The following is a 14,978-nucleotide window of genomic DNA, read 5'->3' on the forward strand; positions in this document are numbered from 1 at the left end:
TTCTCCGCCCGCGGACACCCCGGCGGACGCGCGCACCGTCGCACGGGACACGCTCCCGCGCGGAGCGGGAGCGGTTCTCAGACCTCCGGCTCCGAAACCACCGCGCGTAGCGGGCTCAGCATGCGGTTGATCTCCTTGAGATCGGTGGGGGAGTCGAGCCGGTAGCACTCCTCCGGCGGGGACGACAGAAGGTGTTCGCCGCACCGGTCGCCGAAGAACTGCACGACGCGGCGGGGCATGCACCGCTTGGACGTCCAGCGCAACCCCTGCGCGTCCTCGCTGTGTTCACGGATCAGCCGGACCCAGTACCTGGTCTGCGCGTACTCCAGGCTGGTCACCAGCCACTCGTCCTGCCACACCGCGGCCAGGCCCTCGGCGGTCGAGATGTCGACCAGTCTCACGTCCGAGGCCGTACGGACCGCCGAGAGCAGGTACCGCGACGCCTGTGCCCACGGAATCTGCCGGGCAGCCGTCCCGTCACTGAACTCCACCGATCTGAGGAGCACTTCGGCCAGTGCCGTCACCGGGTCGAGCCCGGCGTACAGATAGGGGTAGGGGTCGATCTCGGTGGAGTCGAACCGGCTGCCCTTGAAGTGCTCGTGCGCCTTACGGCGGTTGAAGTCCCCTACGCCGTAGTCGTCCACGTGGCAGCGCCAGACGAGCGACCCGGCGGGCAGCACGGTGAACACAGGCTGCATGACGACGCCTTCGGGAGGGATCTGTCCGGGCATCAGCCGGCCTCCACCAGAGCGGACGCGGCGCCGACGAGGTCGTCGTCCGGCACCGTGCCGAGAAGCTCCGCCGGGACACCGTGCAGCCACACGTTGCCGCCGAGCCACCAGTCGGCAGCTCCCCAGGGGTCCATGTCCGCCTGGAGCAGTTCGTTGACCCGCCGCACGACCGGCAGGGGCTCGGCGGTACCCGCCCTGAACTGGAACCGCGGGTACCGCGGCCCGCTCCCGGGATCGGGCAGCCGGATCAGTCCGGCTGCCCCGTTCCCGGCCCCGGTGCCCAGCAGGCGGGCGTACTCCTCCAAGGAGAGGGCAGGGGCGGACAGCAGGTGTGCACGTGCCGCGCGCCGCAACTCCGCAGGATCCGGCGGAGGTTCGCCGAGGATGTCGATCAGTTCCGTGATCTGCGCGACCGGCGGCAGTCGCAGCGCGCCGGACGCGTAGCGCCGGCCGCCCAGGTGCGGCACCACGGGATGGCCAGGAGGGAGCGCGGACAGCGCCCGCTTCAGGCCACGCAAGGCACGGGCGGCGCCCGGGGCCCGGCCGGCGGCCGCCTCGTCGCGCATCTCGCGCAGCGCGGCGACGACCACCTCCCGTGTGCTGCCGTCGAGCTCACCGCGGAGCAGAACGGCGTTCTCCTTCAGTGACGTGAGCAGGTCCGTGATGTTCATGTCCGGTGCCCCTGTCCCCTCTCGTACGGTACGGCCGGTGCCAGATTCCCCTGGTGGACGAAGGCGGCCCAGGACTCGGGCCGGCCGCGGAAGACCTCACGGAGCCGGTACTCGGATATCCCCTCGAGCGCCGGCACCGCAGGGCGCAGGTCCGGCGGGGTGAGCATCCAGCGCTGTGCCGCCCGCAGGGCGTCGGGCGGGGCGAGGCCGGTGGCGATCCGGTCATGGAGGACGAGCATGAGGATCTCCGAGGCCCCGTCGGGAACCTGCCACCGGGACCCGATCGCGTCCGCCGCGAGCCGGTGCACCAGGACGGAGGTCACCGTGAGGGCCTCGTCGTGGTCACGCGTGGTGAGGTCGGTCTCGCACGCGCTGCACACCACCAGCGGTCCGCGGGAGCGGAACGCGTCCCCGTCGGACGGCGCGTCGAGCAGCGTGCTGAGGGTGAGACGGCCTGCCGCCGGGTCGTCGCCGGCCCCCTCCTCGGGCAGGGCCAGACGCAGCGCCGAGGTGGTGGGGTCGGGGCCGGCCATACCGTGACACGCGAGATGCACCAGCGAGGCGGTGTCCTCGCCACCGTTCCTGAGCAGGGTCATCACGGTCCGAGGGGTCGGCGGGGTGCCGTGGTCCTCGGCGTGGTGAAGTGCGTCCGGGTAGAAGGCGTTCTTCAGCTTCTCGACCTCGTCCTCCGCCCACTCCAGGTCGTAGCCGTGGAACACCAGGGCGGGCCGGTCGGCCGGACGCATCCGCTTCCGGGCCGCGGCCCGCAGGAACGCGCGCCCCGAGGCGGCGTGCGAGACGACCGCTATCTCGCAGGCGTGCACGCTTGCCGGACCTCCGTATCCGGCGGGCGGGCGCAGTACGGCCGCCTGCCACGGCACGACACCCAGCTCGCCGCACGGCACGAGCACCAGCCGCACGGCCGCACCGTCGGTGCTGTCCTGTCCCGGTCGCCGGACCAGCCCGGCCTCGCGCAGCGCCCTCTCCCACAGACCGAGTTCGTCCAGGGCCGGGCCCAGGACACCGCCCGCCCAGTCGCACAGCGCGGCGAGCGCCGACGTCCACGCCCTGTCCGCCCGGTCCCATTCCTGGTGCGACGCCTCGACGTCCGCCAGAGTCAGCTTCTGCCGGTGCGCCGCCGCGGCGAGGAAGTCGGTCACCGGTGTACGTCCGCCCTGTGAGAGGCCCGGTGACGGGACAGCCCGTACCGGTCCTTCCCTGGGGACGATCAGCAGTGCGCCGTCCCCCACGTCTGCCCCCGGCAGCAGGTGGATCAGCGCGTCGGCATCGCACCGCGTCAGACCGGTGCGCAAGGCTGCCACGACCTCGGACGCGGGTGCGTCGAGGGGCTGTTCCTCGTCGCGCAGGAGCGCCAGTGACTTCCGCCGTACCTCGCTGGGCAGTTCCGGACTGTCCTCCAAGGACTTGGACAGCAGCATGTCGAGCGGGGACCTGGACGTCGCCACGGTGCCGGAGGCGCCCCTCGCAGACTCGGCCGCACGCCACCGCCCGGCGAGCCCGTCGGCACCGAGCGCCTCGAGCCGTTCCGCCACCGCCGAGGATTCGGCCGCCGCCTGGAGGACCAGCGAACGGCCCGCCTCCGAGCAGCCGACGGCCTCCTCCAGGTCCCCGGCGCGAAGGGCCCACAGCGCGGCCTCGCGCCCCAGGTCGGCCGCCTCCCGGGCCGTGCGCAGGGCGTGCAGGGCCTCCGACTGGAGCAGCACGCTGTCGGCCGACGCCCTCAGCGCGTCCCGCGCGGCGCCGACCGCGGCCCGAAGATCTGCGGACGACGCGGACGACGCGGACGACGCGGACGACGCGGACGCGTCGGGCGCAGCGGCCTCCCCGGGCGTCGGCGTGCCGAGGCGCATCGTGGCGCGCCGGGCCCGCATCCGGGCGTACATCCGGTGTACGGAGACCGTGCCCGGCGCCCCCGGCGGCAGCTCTTCCCTGGCCCGGTCCATCTCCTCGATCGCCTCGTCCAGATGAGCCGCTTCGCCGGTGAGGTCGTGCAGTGTGTCCAGCCCGATGGCAAGGGCGGAATGGACACGCGTCGAGAAGTCGAAGGTCAACCCGGGGCGCGACAGGACCGAACGCGTCCGCTCGATCCCTTCGGCGAGGCGGCCGGGGTCCTTGTCGACCATCGCGATCAGTGCCAGCAGAGGCGCCGACATGGTGTCGGCCATCGCCCTCATGGCGGGGGCACCCTCGGTCCGTTCGAGGAACCGCTCGAAATGATGCGTGGCCATCCGCACGTCGTCGACCGTACCCGTGAGAGAAGCGAGCCCCAGGTACGAGACGCCGAAGAGCGAGGAGACCATCCCCTCCACCCACTCGTCGGCCTCGCGCGCCTCGCCGACCTCGTCCGCCATGTCCTGGAGCTGGGTGATCACGGACTCGACGCCGTCCACGTCCTGGGCACCCAGGGCCTTGTCCAGGTCGGACCTGAGACGGACACAGCCTCCGCACAGGCGGAGTACGAACGCGTCGGGGGTGTTCTCCGGTGCGACGTGCTCCAGATCGCGGAGGATGGCATCCGCCAGCTCCTGGTCCTGGAGGCTGCCCCCTGCCATGGAGGCGCCGGTGAGCATGCCGGCGGCCACCGGCATCAACCAGTCGGAGAACTGCTGCGCGGTGAACTCGTCCTCTGTCAGCGCCACGTGGAGGAGATTCAGCGCGGAGTTCAGCCCGGTCAGGTCTCCGGTGCGCATGGCGACCGAGAAGTGGGACAGGGACGCGATCATCCGTGACGACAGCGGAGGTCCGTCCTGGCTCCCCTCGGGGGCGGCGGTCAGAATCCTGATGAGTTCGGGCAGTTCCCCGGGGGCCAGCATCCCGGGGTCCCTCGCCTCGGCCAGGGCCATGACCTCCCACAGATGGGCCGCCGGGTCCTCCTGCGTCCGCGGTGGGTCCTCCACGCCCTGTGCGTGAGTTTCCCGGGCACCGTCCGGAAGGATCGAGAGGACCGCGGGCCCGAGCGAGTTCACGACCTGCGGCAGGATGAAGCCCCCGTCATGGTCGCCCTCCAGGAGCTGTTTCGCCGAGGCGAGCAGCGCCGGCAGGTCACCCCGCCGCATGGCCTCCGTGGCGGTGACGACAGTGGTGAGATGGCCCTGGACCTGGGGCGGCAGGTCCAGTGTGCGGTCCCCCAGGAGCAGTTGGGCCAGCCGGTAGGTGTCCTCCATGACGCCCGTACCGCCTTGGTCGGCCGGCCTGCCGATCTCCAGGGCCAGCCGCAGATCGTCCAGCCGCATGCCGTCCGGCCGGGGGCTCCGCGTCTGCGGCGTCTCCGCCTGGAGCCGCACCAGTCGTGAAGCCAGCAAGCGGGTGAGGTCGTTGTGCGCGTCGCGACGCGCGTCCTCCGCCAGGAGCCCGGACACACGGGCGGCCTCCAGCAGCTCGCGCGCCCGGGACAGGTCCTCGGCCACCCCTTCGAGGACGAACCTGACGGCGGTCAACCTCCCGAGGCGTGCCTCGGCCAGCGCCAGGATCCGTTCGTGTTCCGGCCCGCCCCTCAGCTCGGTGGCGAGCACGCTGAGTTCCATGACCGCGTCGTCCAGCTCGCGTCCGCGCACGCCACGGTACTGCGCGGGATCCTTCGGAACGGAGAACTCCGTGGTGCGCGCCAGGACCCCCTCGGCACGCGTCGGCAGCGACTCCTTCGAAGCGTCGTCCATCCGTCCCCCTCCCGGTGCCATCATGCCCGTTCGCCGTGTCCGCCACGGCTCCTTGGCGGGGGCCACCGGCGCGCGACCGGGAAACGACCGCCTTTCGCCCGGCGTTCACCCCTTTCCTTCCCGAACCGGTCGTATTCCGGGCGGGATCACGGAGAGCCGGGCACGTCGTGATGTGCTGGTCCGGCGGACGACCGGCGTACCGGACGCCGGTGCCGCACACCGCACCGCGGGAGGCACGCGGGCACGGGGAGGGGACGACGGACGTGACGGCTACGGCACCGGGAGGCGCGGGACCCGGCGGACGGTCCGCCGTCCCGTACCACGAGACGACCGAGGACGACTACGCGGCCACCTATACGGCCCGTCTGGACATCACACACGTCAACGAGGAGACGGCGGTGCTCAGCGGCGCATGCCCGCGATGCGGTTGTGCCTGTGCCTACGTCCACACCCGGCGGACGTTCCGCGGTGCGCGGCGCCGGCTCGGCGACGGCGAGATCCCGGTCCACTGCACCTGCGCCACCGGCCATCCGGGGCGTCCGGAGGGGGAAGCGGGCTGCGGCGCCTACTGGAACGTCCGGCTGGAGAGGCGGTGACGGCCGGTTGGCGTGCCACGCCGGGGACGCCCGCGACGCCCGCGCACCGCAGGGCGGCCCGGCGGGCCCAGGAACTGCTGGCGAACGAACTGCCGCTGGCCCGTGAGGCCGCGCGGGCGTGGAGCCACGGACTCGCCGGGCTCTTCGTCGGGTTGCTCGGCTTCGGGCTGGTCAAGGGGCGCACCGACGTCAGCAAACTCGCCGCGCCCTACGGTTCGGCGGTGGGCGGGGCGCTGTTGCTCTCCCTGCTCTGCGGTACGGCCGGCGCGCTCCTCCTGCTGCGCGCGGCCCACGGCGCTCCACGCCTGCTCCGGCTCCCCCTGGGCGTGGGAACGGCCCCCGCCCTTCTCGAGGTGGGCGACCATCTGGAGACGCTGAGCGTCGTGCGCGCGTTGCGCCTGGGTGTCCTGCTCACCCTCGCCTGCGGTGCCGCACTGGTCGGCGCGGTCGGTCTGACCTGGTACGGCCCGGTCAAGGAGGCACCGCGTCTGGTGGTGAGGACCGGTGCGGAGAGCGTCTGCGGGGAGTCGGTGCGCGTCACCGCCGGGCGCCTGACGCTCAGGACCGAGACGGGCGAGGTGACCGTGGATCTCACCGACGTCGTGTCGCTGGGTGCCGTCGGCGCCTGCCCGGCGGCCGGTGGCGACCGGTGACGTGACGACGTCCCCGGGTGCGGGATCCGCGTACCGGCCGGTGGGGTGGCCGCGGCGTCAGCTCGCACGTGCCGCACGCCTACGGCGAGTCGCAGCCGATCGCCTGGGCCGGGATGACCGCTCGGACGTGCCGTGGGGTGGGTGATGTAGAGGAGGTGTGTACAGCGGATGACATGTGATTCTCGGTATATGCAGCGAGTGTTAGCCCGTCGTGATCATGATCGAATGCATACGGGATCGAATGCATACGGGGGAGGCTCGGTGGGCTTCGACAACTACCAGATCAAGGCAGGTATGACCGGCCAGGCCGGGCAACTCGACGACGCCGGTACGGATATGGACGGCGTCAGCTCGGCCGTCAAATCCCGCACGACTTACTCGTACGACGACGCCGGCGGCGATGACGCCGCGTCGGCGCTCAACGCGTTCGTCAAGGCATGGCAGTCGGAGGCCAAGACACTGGCGTCGGCGTTGCACGAGCTCGGTGGCAAGGTGCAGTTGGCCAAGAACGCCTACCGTGGCACCGACGGTCTGGTGAGGACGAGCGTGGACGGTGTCTCCGTCGACGACACGAGCGGTCCCACCGGCACACCGACGCAGGGCGGGCGCAGCTCGGCCCTGTCGAGCTACTGAGAGGTGAGCCGGTGTCGTTCTTCCCCTCTCCCTTCGACTCCCCTTCCCTCCGCCTCGCGTGGCTCGCCGGGCTGTCCAAGAAAATGCTCGCTGCCGGGAGCAAGAACGAGGTTCTCGGCCTGATGGAGGACGCCCTCTCGGTGCCCGCACCGGGTGGGGACCAAGGTGTTCTCGAGGGCCTGGCATCCCTCTACCGAGGCCAGGTCGGCAACGTCGGCAGCGTCTTCGACCAGGTCGACCGGGTGGGCCGGTGACACGGGCGTTCTCGCCTCCGACGTGGTGAAAGCCGCCGGGCGGGCGGTGACCCAGATGAGCGAGGCGTTCCACGAAGGCGCGACGGTGCTGCTGACGCTGGCCGACGCGATCGGCGCCGCGCAGCGCCAGGACGAGCGGGGCCGAAGTACGTGATCCGAGTAGCCGATCCGAGTGCGGCGGCGAGCGTGGGGCCACCGGGCGGCTGCCTGCCGTGGGCTGCAAGGAGACGACCCGTCCCGCCCGAACCCGACGCCGGCCACCCGCGCACCCCCGCGGAGTGGTGGGGCAGACCGTCCGGAGGGTGACTTCTTCTCCCCGCCCGTCTCTGGGCATACGCGGGCATCCACCGCCTGCCCGACCGTGAGCGGCGATGGAGGAGAGTTGGACTGGCTCCCTTGCGGCCGCGCGCGACCGGGATTCGACCCGCGACCGGTCAGGTGCCGATGTACTCCGCTTCAGTTCGCCTGGGGGTACAGCAGGCAGTCCTGGGGGCGGATCAGCAGGTTGATCTCGCGGCCGGTGTGGCGCTCGGCGTTCTCGGCGTGGACCCGTAGGTCGCCGACCGCGAGTTGGTACTCGAAGCGGGCGCCGGTGTACGAGTACTGCTCGATCGTCGCCGTCAGCACGTTGACGGCGGTGTCGCCGGGACCGACGTCCGTGCGGTCGGTGAGGGTGACGCGCTCGGAGCGGAGGCCGGCGGTGCCGGGCTGGAGGCGTCCTCCCGTACGCAGGTGGGCGTCGAGCGCGGGGCGACGATCGGCGTGCGGTGGCGTGTGCCGCTCAGTGCGAGCGCGGTGAGCGGGAGCAGGGTGAGCGCGGCGAAGACGGCCCCGACCAGGGCGGGCCCGGTCAGGCCGGGGGAGGAGTCCAGGGCCATGCCGGCGATCGCGGATCCGGCAGCGATGCCGGTGTTGTAGGCGGAGGTGGTCAGCGCCGAGGTGAGGGTGGGGGCGTCGCCGGCGGAGCGCACAGCCATCGAGGTGACGACCGGGTTGACGGTGAACCCGGCCAGGGCCATGAGGAAGATGAGGACGACGGCCATGACGGGGCCGGTCGACAGGGGGATCAGCAACAGCAGCGTCAGGGCGGTGGCCGCGGCGGCGGTAATGGTGGTGGCCATCGGGCGGCGGTCTCCGAGTCGGCCGCCGATGGCGGTGCCGCCCAAGGCGCCGATGCCGAAGGCGATCAGGACCAGCGGGACGGCCCCTGCCGGGATGCCGGCGCGGTCGGTCAGCAGCGGGGTGATGTAGGTGTAGGCGGCCAGGACACCGCCCATGATCAGCACGGCGGCGGCCAGAGCCAGCCACGGCCGGCCCTGCCGCAGCGCCCGGACCTCGGCCCGTACAGACACCTGGGCTCGTTGCTCCGTCCGGGGGATGAACCGGCCGACGAACACCGCGGCCAGGCCGGCCAGGACGGCCAGGGCCCAGAAGGGGCCGCGCCACCCGGTCACCTGGCCGGCGAGAGAGCCGATCGGCACTCCGATGACATTGGCCAGCGTCAGGCCGCCCATCATGACGCCGACCGCCTTCGTGGAGTTGGCAGGGCCCGCGGCGCCGGTGGCGATGACGAACCCGACGGCCCAGAACGCCCCAGTGGCCAGAGCGGTGACGACGCGGGCGACCAGCACGACGGTGAAGGAACCGCTGAGAGCCGCGACGACGTGCCCCAGGGCGAAGACCGCAAGGGCCAGAACCAACGTCCTGCGCTGCGGCAGGCGCAGGGTTGCCAGGGCCATGGCCGGCCCGCCGACGATCATGCCGACGGCAAACGCGGTGATCAGCAGACCCGCTTGGGACACGCTGACGCCGAGGTCACCGGCCATCTCCGGCAGCAGTCCGGCAATGACGAACTCGGTGGTTCCCATCAGGAACGTACCGGCGGCGAGCACCCACACGACGAGGGGCAGCTTGCCGTGGATGGTTCCGGTCGGGGAGGGCATACGTGTGCTTCTTTCCGTGAAAGTGGCCGACGGGGTCAGGAGGCGGCCTCGATGGTGATGCGGTCGGCCCCCGCCAACCGGTCGGCGTCGGCGTCGATGTGGCCGAGGACGAGCAGGTCGGCGTCGGTGGAGGGGCCGTCGCGGTAGAAAAGCGCCAGGTTGCCCCAGGGCGCGTAGTAGGCCAGGTCCCCGGCCTGGGCCGCAGCCGGCTCGGGAGCGCCGGAGGTGTCCAGCTTGCGGGGCAGATCTGCGACCCGCTCCGTCTGGTGGAAGTCCTCCAGATCCAAGGTGAGCGGGAGAAGCCCGGCGAAGTCGCGGGCAGCAGGGTTGTCGTTCAAGGTGGCGTCGACGGGGCGGCCGTCGAGGGTGACGCGGATGTCCATGACAGTGCTCCTGGCGGGTCGGACGGTGCGGTGGATGCCGACGTCATCGGCGGCCCGGAGGACACTGCGGAGGACGGCGTGGCGGGTGGTGCGCCGTCGGAGCAGGCGGTCACGGCCATCAGCAGCGCGGCTGCCGGTACAGCGCGGACCAGGGCATGGCGGGCTGCGGATTTCATGAGGGCCGGCCAGCGGGTCAGCCGAACAGGGGTTCGGCGTAGTGCCGGAATCCGTTGCGCTCGGTGTGGAGGGCGTACAGGCGCTGGGCCAGGACCTCGGGGCTGGAGTGTTCGGCGTCCGGGTGGATCGCACCGGGGATGATCAGCTGGGCTGCGTGGATGTTCTGTGGGGCGAGTGCCTCGTGGAGCATGGCCGCGTAGGCGCTCTCGGCGGCGAATGCGATGGAGGTGCCGGCGACGTTCGGGTTGGGCCGCACCGCGCTGGAGCCGTTGACGAACAGCAGGGTGCCTCGGCCGAGCTCCCGCATGCCGGGCAGGACGGTGTTGACGCAGGTGAGGGGGCCCTTGACGGAGAAGGACAGCGGCGCGTCGAGGTCGGCGGCGTGAGTGTCGAGGACCGGCTTCATGAAGTCGGCGCGGGGCACGGGGCTGTATTGGAGAATCTCGATGGCCCCCAGGGCAGCCGCAGCCGCGTACAGGGCCGCGGTGAGCGACTCGGTGTCGAGGACGTCGGCGGTGAAGGCGCGGGCCTGGATGTTGTCACGGGCGAGTTCGGCGGTCAGGCCGTCCAGTTTCTCCGCGTTGCGGGAGATGAGCGCGACGGTGTGGCCGGCGGCGCCGAAGCGGCGGGCGGTGGCCAGCCCCAGGCCGGGGCCGGCTCCGATGAGAGCGAAAGTGGTCATGGTTGATCCTTCGTGTGGTGCGTGCCGGGGCCGGTCAGGCGCCCGGCCCCGGGCCGTGGTACTCAGGGCTTGAGGAGTGCCTTGATGGCGCGGCGCTCGTCCATGGCCTTGTAGCCCTCGGCGACCTGGTCCAGGGGCAGGGTGAGGTCGAAGACCTTGCCCGGGTCGATCTGGCCCGACAGGACCCGCTCGATCAGGTCAGGCAGGTAGCGGCGCACGGGGGCGGGGCCGCCGCGCAGTCCGACGTGGGAGAAGAACAGCTCCTGGCCGTCGATGGCCACCTCGTGCGGGACGCCGACGAAGCCGACGTTGCCGCCGGGGCGGGCGGTGTGCAGGGCCTGCCGCATGGCCTGCGCGGTGCCGACGCACTCCAGCACGCTGTCGGCGCCGATCCCGCCGGTGAGGTCCTTGATCCGTGCGATGCCTTCGTCTCCGCGCTCGGTGACGACGTCGGTGGCGCCGAACTCGCGGGCGAGCTTCTGCCGGGATTCGTGGCGCGACATGGTGATGATCCGCTCGGCGCCCATCTCCTTGGCCGCGATCACGGCGGACAGGCCGACCGCGCCGTCGCCGACCACGACGGCGGTCGAGCCGGGCTTGACCTCGGCGGCGTCGGCGGCCCACCAGCCGGTGCCCATGACGTCGGAGACGGCGAGCAGGCCGGGCCAGAGTTCCACGCCGGGAACCTCGCCGGTGGCGACCAGGGTGCCCTGGGCGTTGGGGATGCGTACGTAGTCGGCCTGGCAGGTGCTCATGAACTCGCGGTGCAGACAGTTCGACTGGAAGCCATGGCGGCAGTTCGCACAGGTGTTGTCCGAGGTGGCGAACGAGCCGACGACGAACTGGCCCGGCTTGACCGAGGTGACGTCGCTGCCGACCTCTTCGACGAAGCCGACGTACTCGTGCCCCATCGGGTGCGGGTCGCCGATCGGCTCCAGACCGCGGTAGGGCCACAGGTCGGAGCCGCACACGCAGGAAACGGCCGTACGGATGATCGCGTCGGTCGGGTGGAGGATCTTCGGGTCGTCCAGGGTCTCGAAGCGGACATCGCCGGGGGCGTGGATCACTGTGCCGCGCATGAGGGGCTCCTTGTGTGCCGAGGCGTGCGGTACGGGGGTGTACCGGCAGGCGCCGGGTGCGGTTGCGGGCCCGGGACGAGCGGCGGGGGCGCCGCCCACGGGCGGGGTGCGGGCTTCGAGTCCGACCGCGTTCACGGTCGGACGCAAAGCGCCACGCCATCCAGGCAACCCGCTCCCGGCGCTCCGAGCGAGTCACTGTCGAGGGGTGTACCAGCAGTGCATCCCTTCCACGGCGTGCGGCACGTACGGTCCAGGGGTGGACAACCGTGAAGAGGTCCGCGAGTTCCTGACCTCGCGGCGAGCAAAGATCACCCCCGAGCAGGCGGGACTCCCCTCCGGCAGCAGGCGCCGCGTCCCAGGTCTGCGCCGCAGCGAGGTCGCGGCCCTGGCCGATGTCAGCGTCGAGTACTACGCGAAACTCGAACGCGGCAACCTCGCCGGCGTCTCCCCGGCCGTCCTCGAAGCCGTTGCCCGGGCCCTTGCGCTCGACGATGCCGAACGCGCCCACCTACTCCATCTGGCCCAGGCCGCCGACGGCTCCGACACCCTCACCCGGCCCCGCCGCCGGCGCGCCAAGGGGCAGTGGACACCACACCGCAGCCTGCAATGGACGCTGGACGCCATCACGGCCGGGCCCGCCTTCGTTCGCAACGGCCGCATGGACCTCCTAGCCACCAACCAGCTCGCCCGAGCCTTCTACAGCGACGTCTACGCAGTCCCTGGCAATCAGGCGAATCTTGCCCGCTTCAACTTCCTCGACCCCGCATCCCGCCGTTTCTACCCCGACTGGGACACCGCCGCCGACATCGCCGTCGCCATCCTGCGCACCGAAGCCGGCCGCAACCCCCACGACAAGGATCTTCACGACCTCGTCGGCGAGCTGTCCACCCGCAGCGAGGAATTCCGCACCCGCTGGGGCGCCCACAATGTCCGCCACCACGGCACCGGCACCAAACGCTTCCGCCACCAGGCCGTCGGAGAGCTCACCCTCGCCTTCGAGGGCCTGGAAATGGCCGCCGAGCCCGGCCTCACCCTCACCATCTACACCGCCGAACCTGCCTCCCCCTCCGAAGAAGGACTACGCCTCCTCGCGTCCTGGGCCGCCACACACGAAACCGGACACCTCACGCGCCACGCAGGCGGCGGGCCGCCCCCTCACGAAGCGTCGTGAGGGGAATCGTGAAGAAACGTCACAGGCCCCGGACGGCGTACGTCCGGGGGGTTCTGCCAGTACCTGCCTCAGCAGGCCCTTCCTCACGTTTTTGGCCTGCGGTTTCCTTGAAGACGGAGCGATCGGCGAGACCCGGCACCCACCTGGGCTCTGGGGTGCACCCGCTGCCGGAAGGCACTGCCTGACGCAGAGTGTTACTGGCGGGTGCACCGCATTCTTTCGTCGAGGAGTGCCCGTGCGAGACAGGAAATGCACGCACCTCGCCCCGTACGCCGACGCGATACCGCGGCCGGATGCTGCCCCTTCTCTCTTCCTTCCTTCCCGTCTGTCTGGAGCACGTCCTCATCATGAGCAAAGACTTCGTCGACGTCTCCGGCGAGCTGGGCTCCGGCCTCGCCCACACCGCTGCCTGAGCAACCCACAACCCCACCTCCGAGGAGACACCATGGAATTCGTCAAGCAGCAGGACACGGTCAAGGCTCCTGCGGACTGGTTTACCGGCGACGTCTGGTTCGACGTGATCTACGCGGGCAAGGAGCCGTCCCGGATGCGTGCCAACCTGGTCCGTTTCTCTCCCGGGGCCCGTACGAACTGGCACTCCCACGTTGTGGGTCAGACCCTGCACGTTGTCGCCGGCGTCGCCCTCATCGGCACCCGTGACGGCACCGTCCTCGAGGCCCACCCCGGTGAGACGGTCACCTGCCCCCCGGACGAGGAGCACTGGCACGGCGCCACCCCCGGCCGCTTCATGGAACACATCGCCATGTGGGAGAGCAAGGGCGACGGCAGTGAGGAAACCACCTGGAACGAGCCGGTCGCCGACGAGCAGTACGACCGCCCCCGCACCCGCTGACCGGACACCGTCGCGCCGCGGCACGCCGGGGGGTACGGCCGGTCGGTCGGATGACCTCCCGGACGGGCCCGGCGGCGTGCACCACTCCGGAAACGATGAACACACGGCCCACGCGTATGCACCAGCCCTGGGCCTGCGGCACGCAGACCGACGAGAGGAAAATGTGATGACTGACCAGCAGAGGCAGATCGGCGGCGGTCGGCGCACGATCGGTGACTTCGCGACGAAGCTCGCCGAGCTCACCGACGACGTCCTGTTCGAAGAAGTCTGGAACCGCACTGAGCTGGCCGCCCGCGACCGCAGTCTGATCACCATCGCCGTCCTCGTCGCCGGCGGCGACTCCGGCCAGCTCGGCTTCCACCTCGGACGGGCGAAGGAGAACGGTGTCACCGAGACCGAACTCATCGAGGCGATCACTCACCTCGCCTTCTACGCCGGCTGGCCGAAAGCCATGACGGCGATCACGGTCGCGAAGCAGGTCTTCGCAGCCTGAGCACCCCGGGTGGGACGACCATGAACAGAAGGAAGCACTCCGATGCCAGGAGCACTTACGCACGGTGCCGACGAGCGGGGACGCCCCGCGGGCGCCACCACTTCGAGTCCGGGTGCCGAGTGCACCGGCGCCTCCGCCGACGGGGTGGTGTGATCGTGGGTCGGATTCTGGTGACCGGTTCCGCGGACGGCCTCGGGTGGCGCGCGGCGGACTCCCTGCTGTCCGCGGGGCACGACGTGGTGGTGCACGCCCGCAACGATGAGCGCGCGAGGAACCTCGACCCGCTGGTCGAGCGGGGAGCGCGCCTCGTGGTGGGCGACTTCATGGAACGCGACGCCGTACGGCGCATCGCCGCGGAGCTCAACGGCACGGAGCCGCTTGACGCGGTCATCCACAACGCCGGTGTGTGGAGCGGGCCGGCGGTCATGCCGGTCAACATCATCGCGCCCTACCTGCTCACCGCTCTGCTCCGCGGGCCGCGCCGACTGGTGTACATGAGCAGCAGTTCTCATGTCGGCGGGCACCCTTTGCCCGACGGGGTCGACTGGCGGGGCGAGAGCGCAGGCTCGTACTCCGACAGCAAGCTGTTCGTCACGGCACTCGCGGCTGTGGTGGCCCGCCTGCGTCCCGAGACGCTGAGCAACGCCGTTGATCCGGGCTGGGTACCGACGAAGATGGGCGGCGCCGGCGCACCGGACGACCTGGAACAAGGCCATCGCACGCAGGAGTGGCTCGCCACCAGCGACGAACCCGACGCCCTGACCAGCGGCGGGTACTGGTACCACCGCGAGCGGCTGGAGCCGCACCGCTCAGTCCGCGACGAATCGTTCCAGGACCGCCTTCTGCAGGCACTGGCCGAGGAGACGGGCACCGCACTCTGAGAGGTCACCGCGCACAGCACCGAGGGGCTCCACGTCGACGATGTGGAGCCCCTCGGTACAGGGACGTTCAGTCGCGTTTCGCCGTCACCGATCTCGCCCAC

The 14,978-nt window shown here is 71.2% G+C and carries 17 protein-coding genes; 9 read left to right on the forward strand and 8 right to left on the reverse strand.

All coding sequences use genetic code 11. The features are described from left to right. Positions 1 to 77: 77 nt before the first annotated feature. From ACFYQ5_RS19445 to ACFYQ5_RS19455, 3 genes are read right to left on the reverse strand one after another with little or no spacing between them, the layout of a single operon-like run. Positions 78 to 731: an RES family NAD+ phosphorylase gene (locus tag ACFYQ5_RS19445; protein ID WP_389198917.1), complete on the reverse strand. Its 654-nt coding sequence runs from the start codon at positions 729 to 731 to the stop codon at positions 78 to 80. Beyond that, complete coding sequence (locus ACFYQ5_RS19450) at positions 731 to 1,402, reverse strand: hypothetical protein (protein WP_389198919.1); 672 nt, start codon at positions 1,400 to 1,402, stop codon at positions 731 to 733. The genes ACFYQ5_RS19445 and ACFYQ5_RS19450 overlap by 1 nt, the downstream gene beginning before the upstream one ends. Continuing rightward, positions 1,399 to 5,079, reverse strand: coding sequence for a CHAT domain-containing protein (locus ACFYQ5_RS19455; protein WP_389198921.1), 3,681 nt, complete (start codon positions 5,077 to 5,079; stop codon positions 1,399 to 1,401). Before ACFYQ5_RS19455 ends, ACFYQ5_RS19450 begins: the two co-directional genes overlap by 4 nt. Before the next feature lie 263 nt (positions 5,080 to 5,342). On the opposite strand from ACFYQ5_RS19455, the gene ACFYQ5_RS19460 reads away from it, so the two are divergent. From ACFYQ5_RS19460 to ACFYQ5_RS19480, 5 genes are all read left to right on the forward strand, one after another. Next, on the forward strand, positions 5,343 to 5,675 hold the full coding sequence (locus tag ACFYQ5_RS19460; protein ID WP_389198923.1) for a hypothetical protein: 333 nt from the start codon (positions 5,343 to 5,345) through the stop codon (positions 5,673 to 5,675). Next, positions 5,672 to 6,328, forward strand: coding sequence for a hypothetical protein (locus tag ACFYQ5_RS19465; RefSeq protein ID WP_389198925.1), 657 nt, complete (start codon positions 5,672 to 5,674; stop codon positions 6,326 to 6,328). Before ACFYQ5_RS19460 ends, ACFYQ5_RS19465 begins: the two co-directional genes overlap by 4 nt. A 261-nt stretch (positions 6,329 to 6,589) precedes the next feature. After that, positions 6,590 to 6,961, forward strand: a complete 372-nt coding sequence (locus tag ACFYQ5_RS19470; protein WP_389198927.1) for a hypothetical protein — start codon at positions 6,590 to 6,592, stop codon at positions 6,959 to 6,961. An 11-nt stretch (positions 6,962 to 6,972) separates the two neighbouring features. Further along, positions 6,973 to 7,215, forward strand: coding sequence for a hypothetical protein (locus ACFYQ5_RS19475; protein WP_389198928.1), 243 nt, complete (start codon positions 6,973 to 6,975; stop codon positions 7,213 to 7,215). Positions 7,216 to 7,237: 22 nt separating this feature from the next. Beyond that, positions 7,238 to 7,369 carry a hypothetical protein gene (locus ACFYQ5_RS19480; RefSeq protein ID WP_389198930.1) on the forward strand — a complete coding sequence of 44 codons (132 nt, stop codon included), beginning with the start codon at positions 7,238 to 7,240 and terminating at the stop codon, positions 7,367 to 7,369. A gap of 302 nt (positions 7,370 to 7,671) precedes the next feature. Here the strand turns inward: ACFYQ5_RS19480 and ACFYQ5_RS19485 are convergent, their stop codons facing one another. The 5 genes from ACFYQ5_RS19485 to ACFYQ5_RS19505 form a co-directional block, all read right to left on the reverse strand. Continuing rightward, on the reverse strand, positions 7,672 to 7,842 hold the full coding sequence (locus ACFYQ5_RS19485; RefSeq protein WP_389198932.1) for a hypothetical protein: 171 nt from the start codon (positions 7,840 to 7,842) through the stop codon (positions 7,672 to 7,674). Further along, the gene (locus tag ACFYQ5_RS19490) at positions 7,836 to 9,158 is read right to left on the reverse strand and encodes an MFS transporter (RefSeq protein WP_389198934.1); all 1,323 of its coding nucleotides are present in this window, start codon (positions 9,156 to 9,158) and stop codon (positions 7,836 to 7,838) included. Before ACFYQ5_RS19490 ends, ACFYQ5_RS19485 begins: the two co-directional genes overlap by 7 nt. 35 nt (positions 9,159 to 9,193) lie before the next feature. After that, complete coding sequence (locus ACFYQ5_RS19495) at positions 9,194 to 9,541, reverse strand: cyclophilin-like fold protein (RefSeq protein ID WP_389198935.1); 348 nt, start codon at positions 9,539 to 9,541, stop codon at positions 9,194 to 9,196. 193 nt (positions 9,542 to 9,734) lie between these two features. Further along, on the reverse strand, positions 9,735 to 10,400 hold the full coding sequence (locus ACFYQ5_RS19500; RefSeq protein ID WP_389198937.1) for an SDR family NAD(P)-dependent oxidoreductase: 666 nt from the start codon (positions 10,398 to 10,400) through the stop codon (positions 9,735 to 9,737). A 62-nt stretch (positions 10,401 to 10,462) separates the two neighbouring features. After that, positions 10,463 to 11,479 (reverse strand): zinc-dependent alcohol dehydrogenase family protein, encoded by a 1,017-nt coding sequence (locus tag ACFYQ5_RS19505; RefSeq protein ID WP_389198938.1) that lies wholly within the window; start codon positions 11,477 to 11,479, stop codon positions 10,463 to 10,465. A gap of 256 nt (positions 11,480 to 11,735) precedes the next feature. Between ACFYQ5_RS19505 and ACFYQ5_RS19510 the strand changes: the two genes are divergently transcribed. The 4 genes from ACFYQ5_RS19510 (at position 11,736) to ACFYQ5_RS19525 (ending at position 14,877) form a co-directional block, all read left to right on the forward strand. Beyond that, entirely contained in the window at positions 11,736 to 12,650 is a 915-nt protein-coding gene (locus ACFYQ5_RS19510; protein WP_389198940.1) for a helix-turn-helix transcriptional regulator, read from the forward strand. A 445-nt stretch (positions 12,651 to 13,095) separates the two neighbouring features. After that, positions 13,096 to 13,503 carry a cupin domain-containing protein gene (locus ACFYQ5_RS19515; RefSeq protein WP_389198942.1) on the forward strand — a complete coding sequence of 136 codons (408 nt, stop codon included), beginning with the start codon at positions 13,096 to 13,098 and terminating at the stop codon, positions 13,501 to 13,503. A gap of 166 nt (positions 13,504 to 13,669) precedes the next feature. Then, the gene (locus tag ACFYQ5_RS19520; protein WP_389198944.1) at positions 13,670 to 13,996 is read left to right on the forward strand and encodes a carboxymuconolactone decarboxylase family protein; all 327 of its coding nucleotides are present in this window, start codon (positions 13,670 to 13,672) and stop codon (positions 13,994 to 13,996) included. Between the two features lie 155 nt (positions 13,997 to 14,151). After that, positions 14,152 to 14,877: an SDR family NAD(P)-dependent oxidoreductase gene (locus tag ACFYQ5_RS19525; protein ID WP_389198946.1), complete on the forward strand. Its 726-nt coding sequence runs from the start codon at positions 14,152 to 14,154 to the stop codon at positions 14,875 to 14,877. Positions 14,878 to 14,978 lie beyond the last annotated feature (101 nt).

Origin of the sequence: Streptomyces sp. NPDC005794 (assembly GCF_042871445.1) — a bacterium.
GTDB lineage: Bacteria > Actinomycetota > Actinomycetes > Streptomycetales > Streptomycetaceae > Streptomyces.

What these genes read in the sequence shown, in the direction of transcription:
- ACFYQ5_RS19445 (WP_389198917.1), bottom strand. Translation starts at nt 731, where the DNA reads ATGCCCGGACAGATCCCTCCCGAAGGCGTCGTCATGCAGCCTGTGTTC.
- ACFYQ5_RS19450 (WP_389198919.1), bottom strand. Translation starts at nt 1,402, where the DNA reads ATGAACATCACGGACCTGCTCACGTCACTGAAGGAGAACGCCGTTCTG.
- ACFYQ5_RS19455 (WP_389198921.1), bottom strand. Translation starts at nt 5,079, where the DNA reads ATGGACGACGCTTCGAAGGAGTCGCTGCCGACGCGTGCCGAGGGGGTC.
- ACFYQ5_RS19490 (WP_389198934.1), bottom strand. Translation starts at nt 9,158, where the DNA reads ATGCCCTCCCCGACCGGAACCATCCACGGCAAGCTGCCCCTCGTCGTG.
- ACFYQ5_RS19495 (WP_389198935.1), bottom strand. Translation starts at nt 9,541, where the DNA reads ATGGACATCCGCGTCACCCTCGACGGCCGCCCCGTCGACGCCACCTTG.
- ACFYQ5_RS19500 (WP_389198937.1), bottom strand. Translation starts at nt 10,400, where the DNA reads ATGACCACTTTCGCTCTCATCGGAGCCGGCCCCGGCCTGGGGCTGGCC.
- ACFYQ5_RS19505 (WP_389198938.1), bottom strand. Translation starts at nt 11,479, where the DNA reads ATGCGCGGCACAGTGATCCACGCCCCCGGCGATGTCCGCTTCGAGACC.
- ACFYQ5_RS19515 (WP_389198942.1), top strand. Translation starts at nt 13,096, where the DNA reads ATGGAATTCGTCAAGCAGCAGGACACGGTCAAGGCTCCTGCGGACTGG.
- ACFYQ5_RS19520 (WP_389198944.1), top strand. Translation starts at nt 13,670, where the DNA reads ATGACTGACCAGCAGAGGCAGATCGGCGGCGGTCGGCGCACGATCGGT.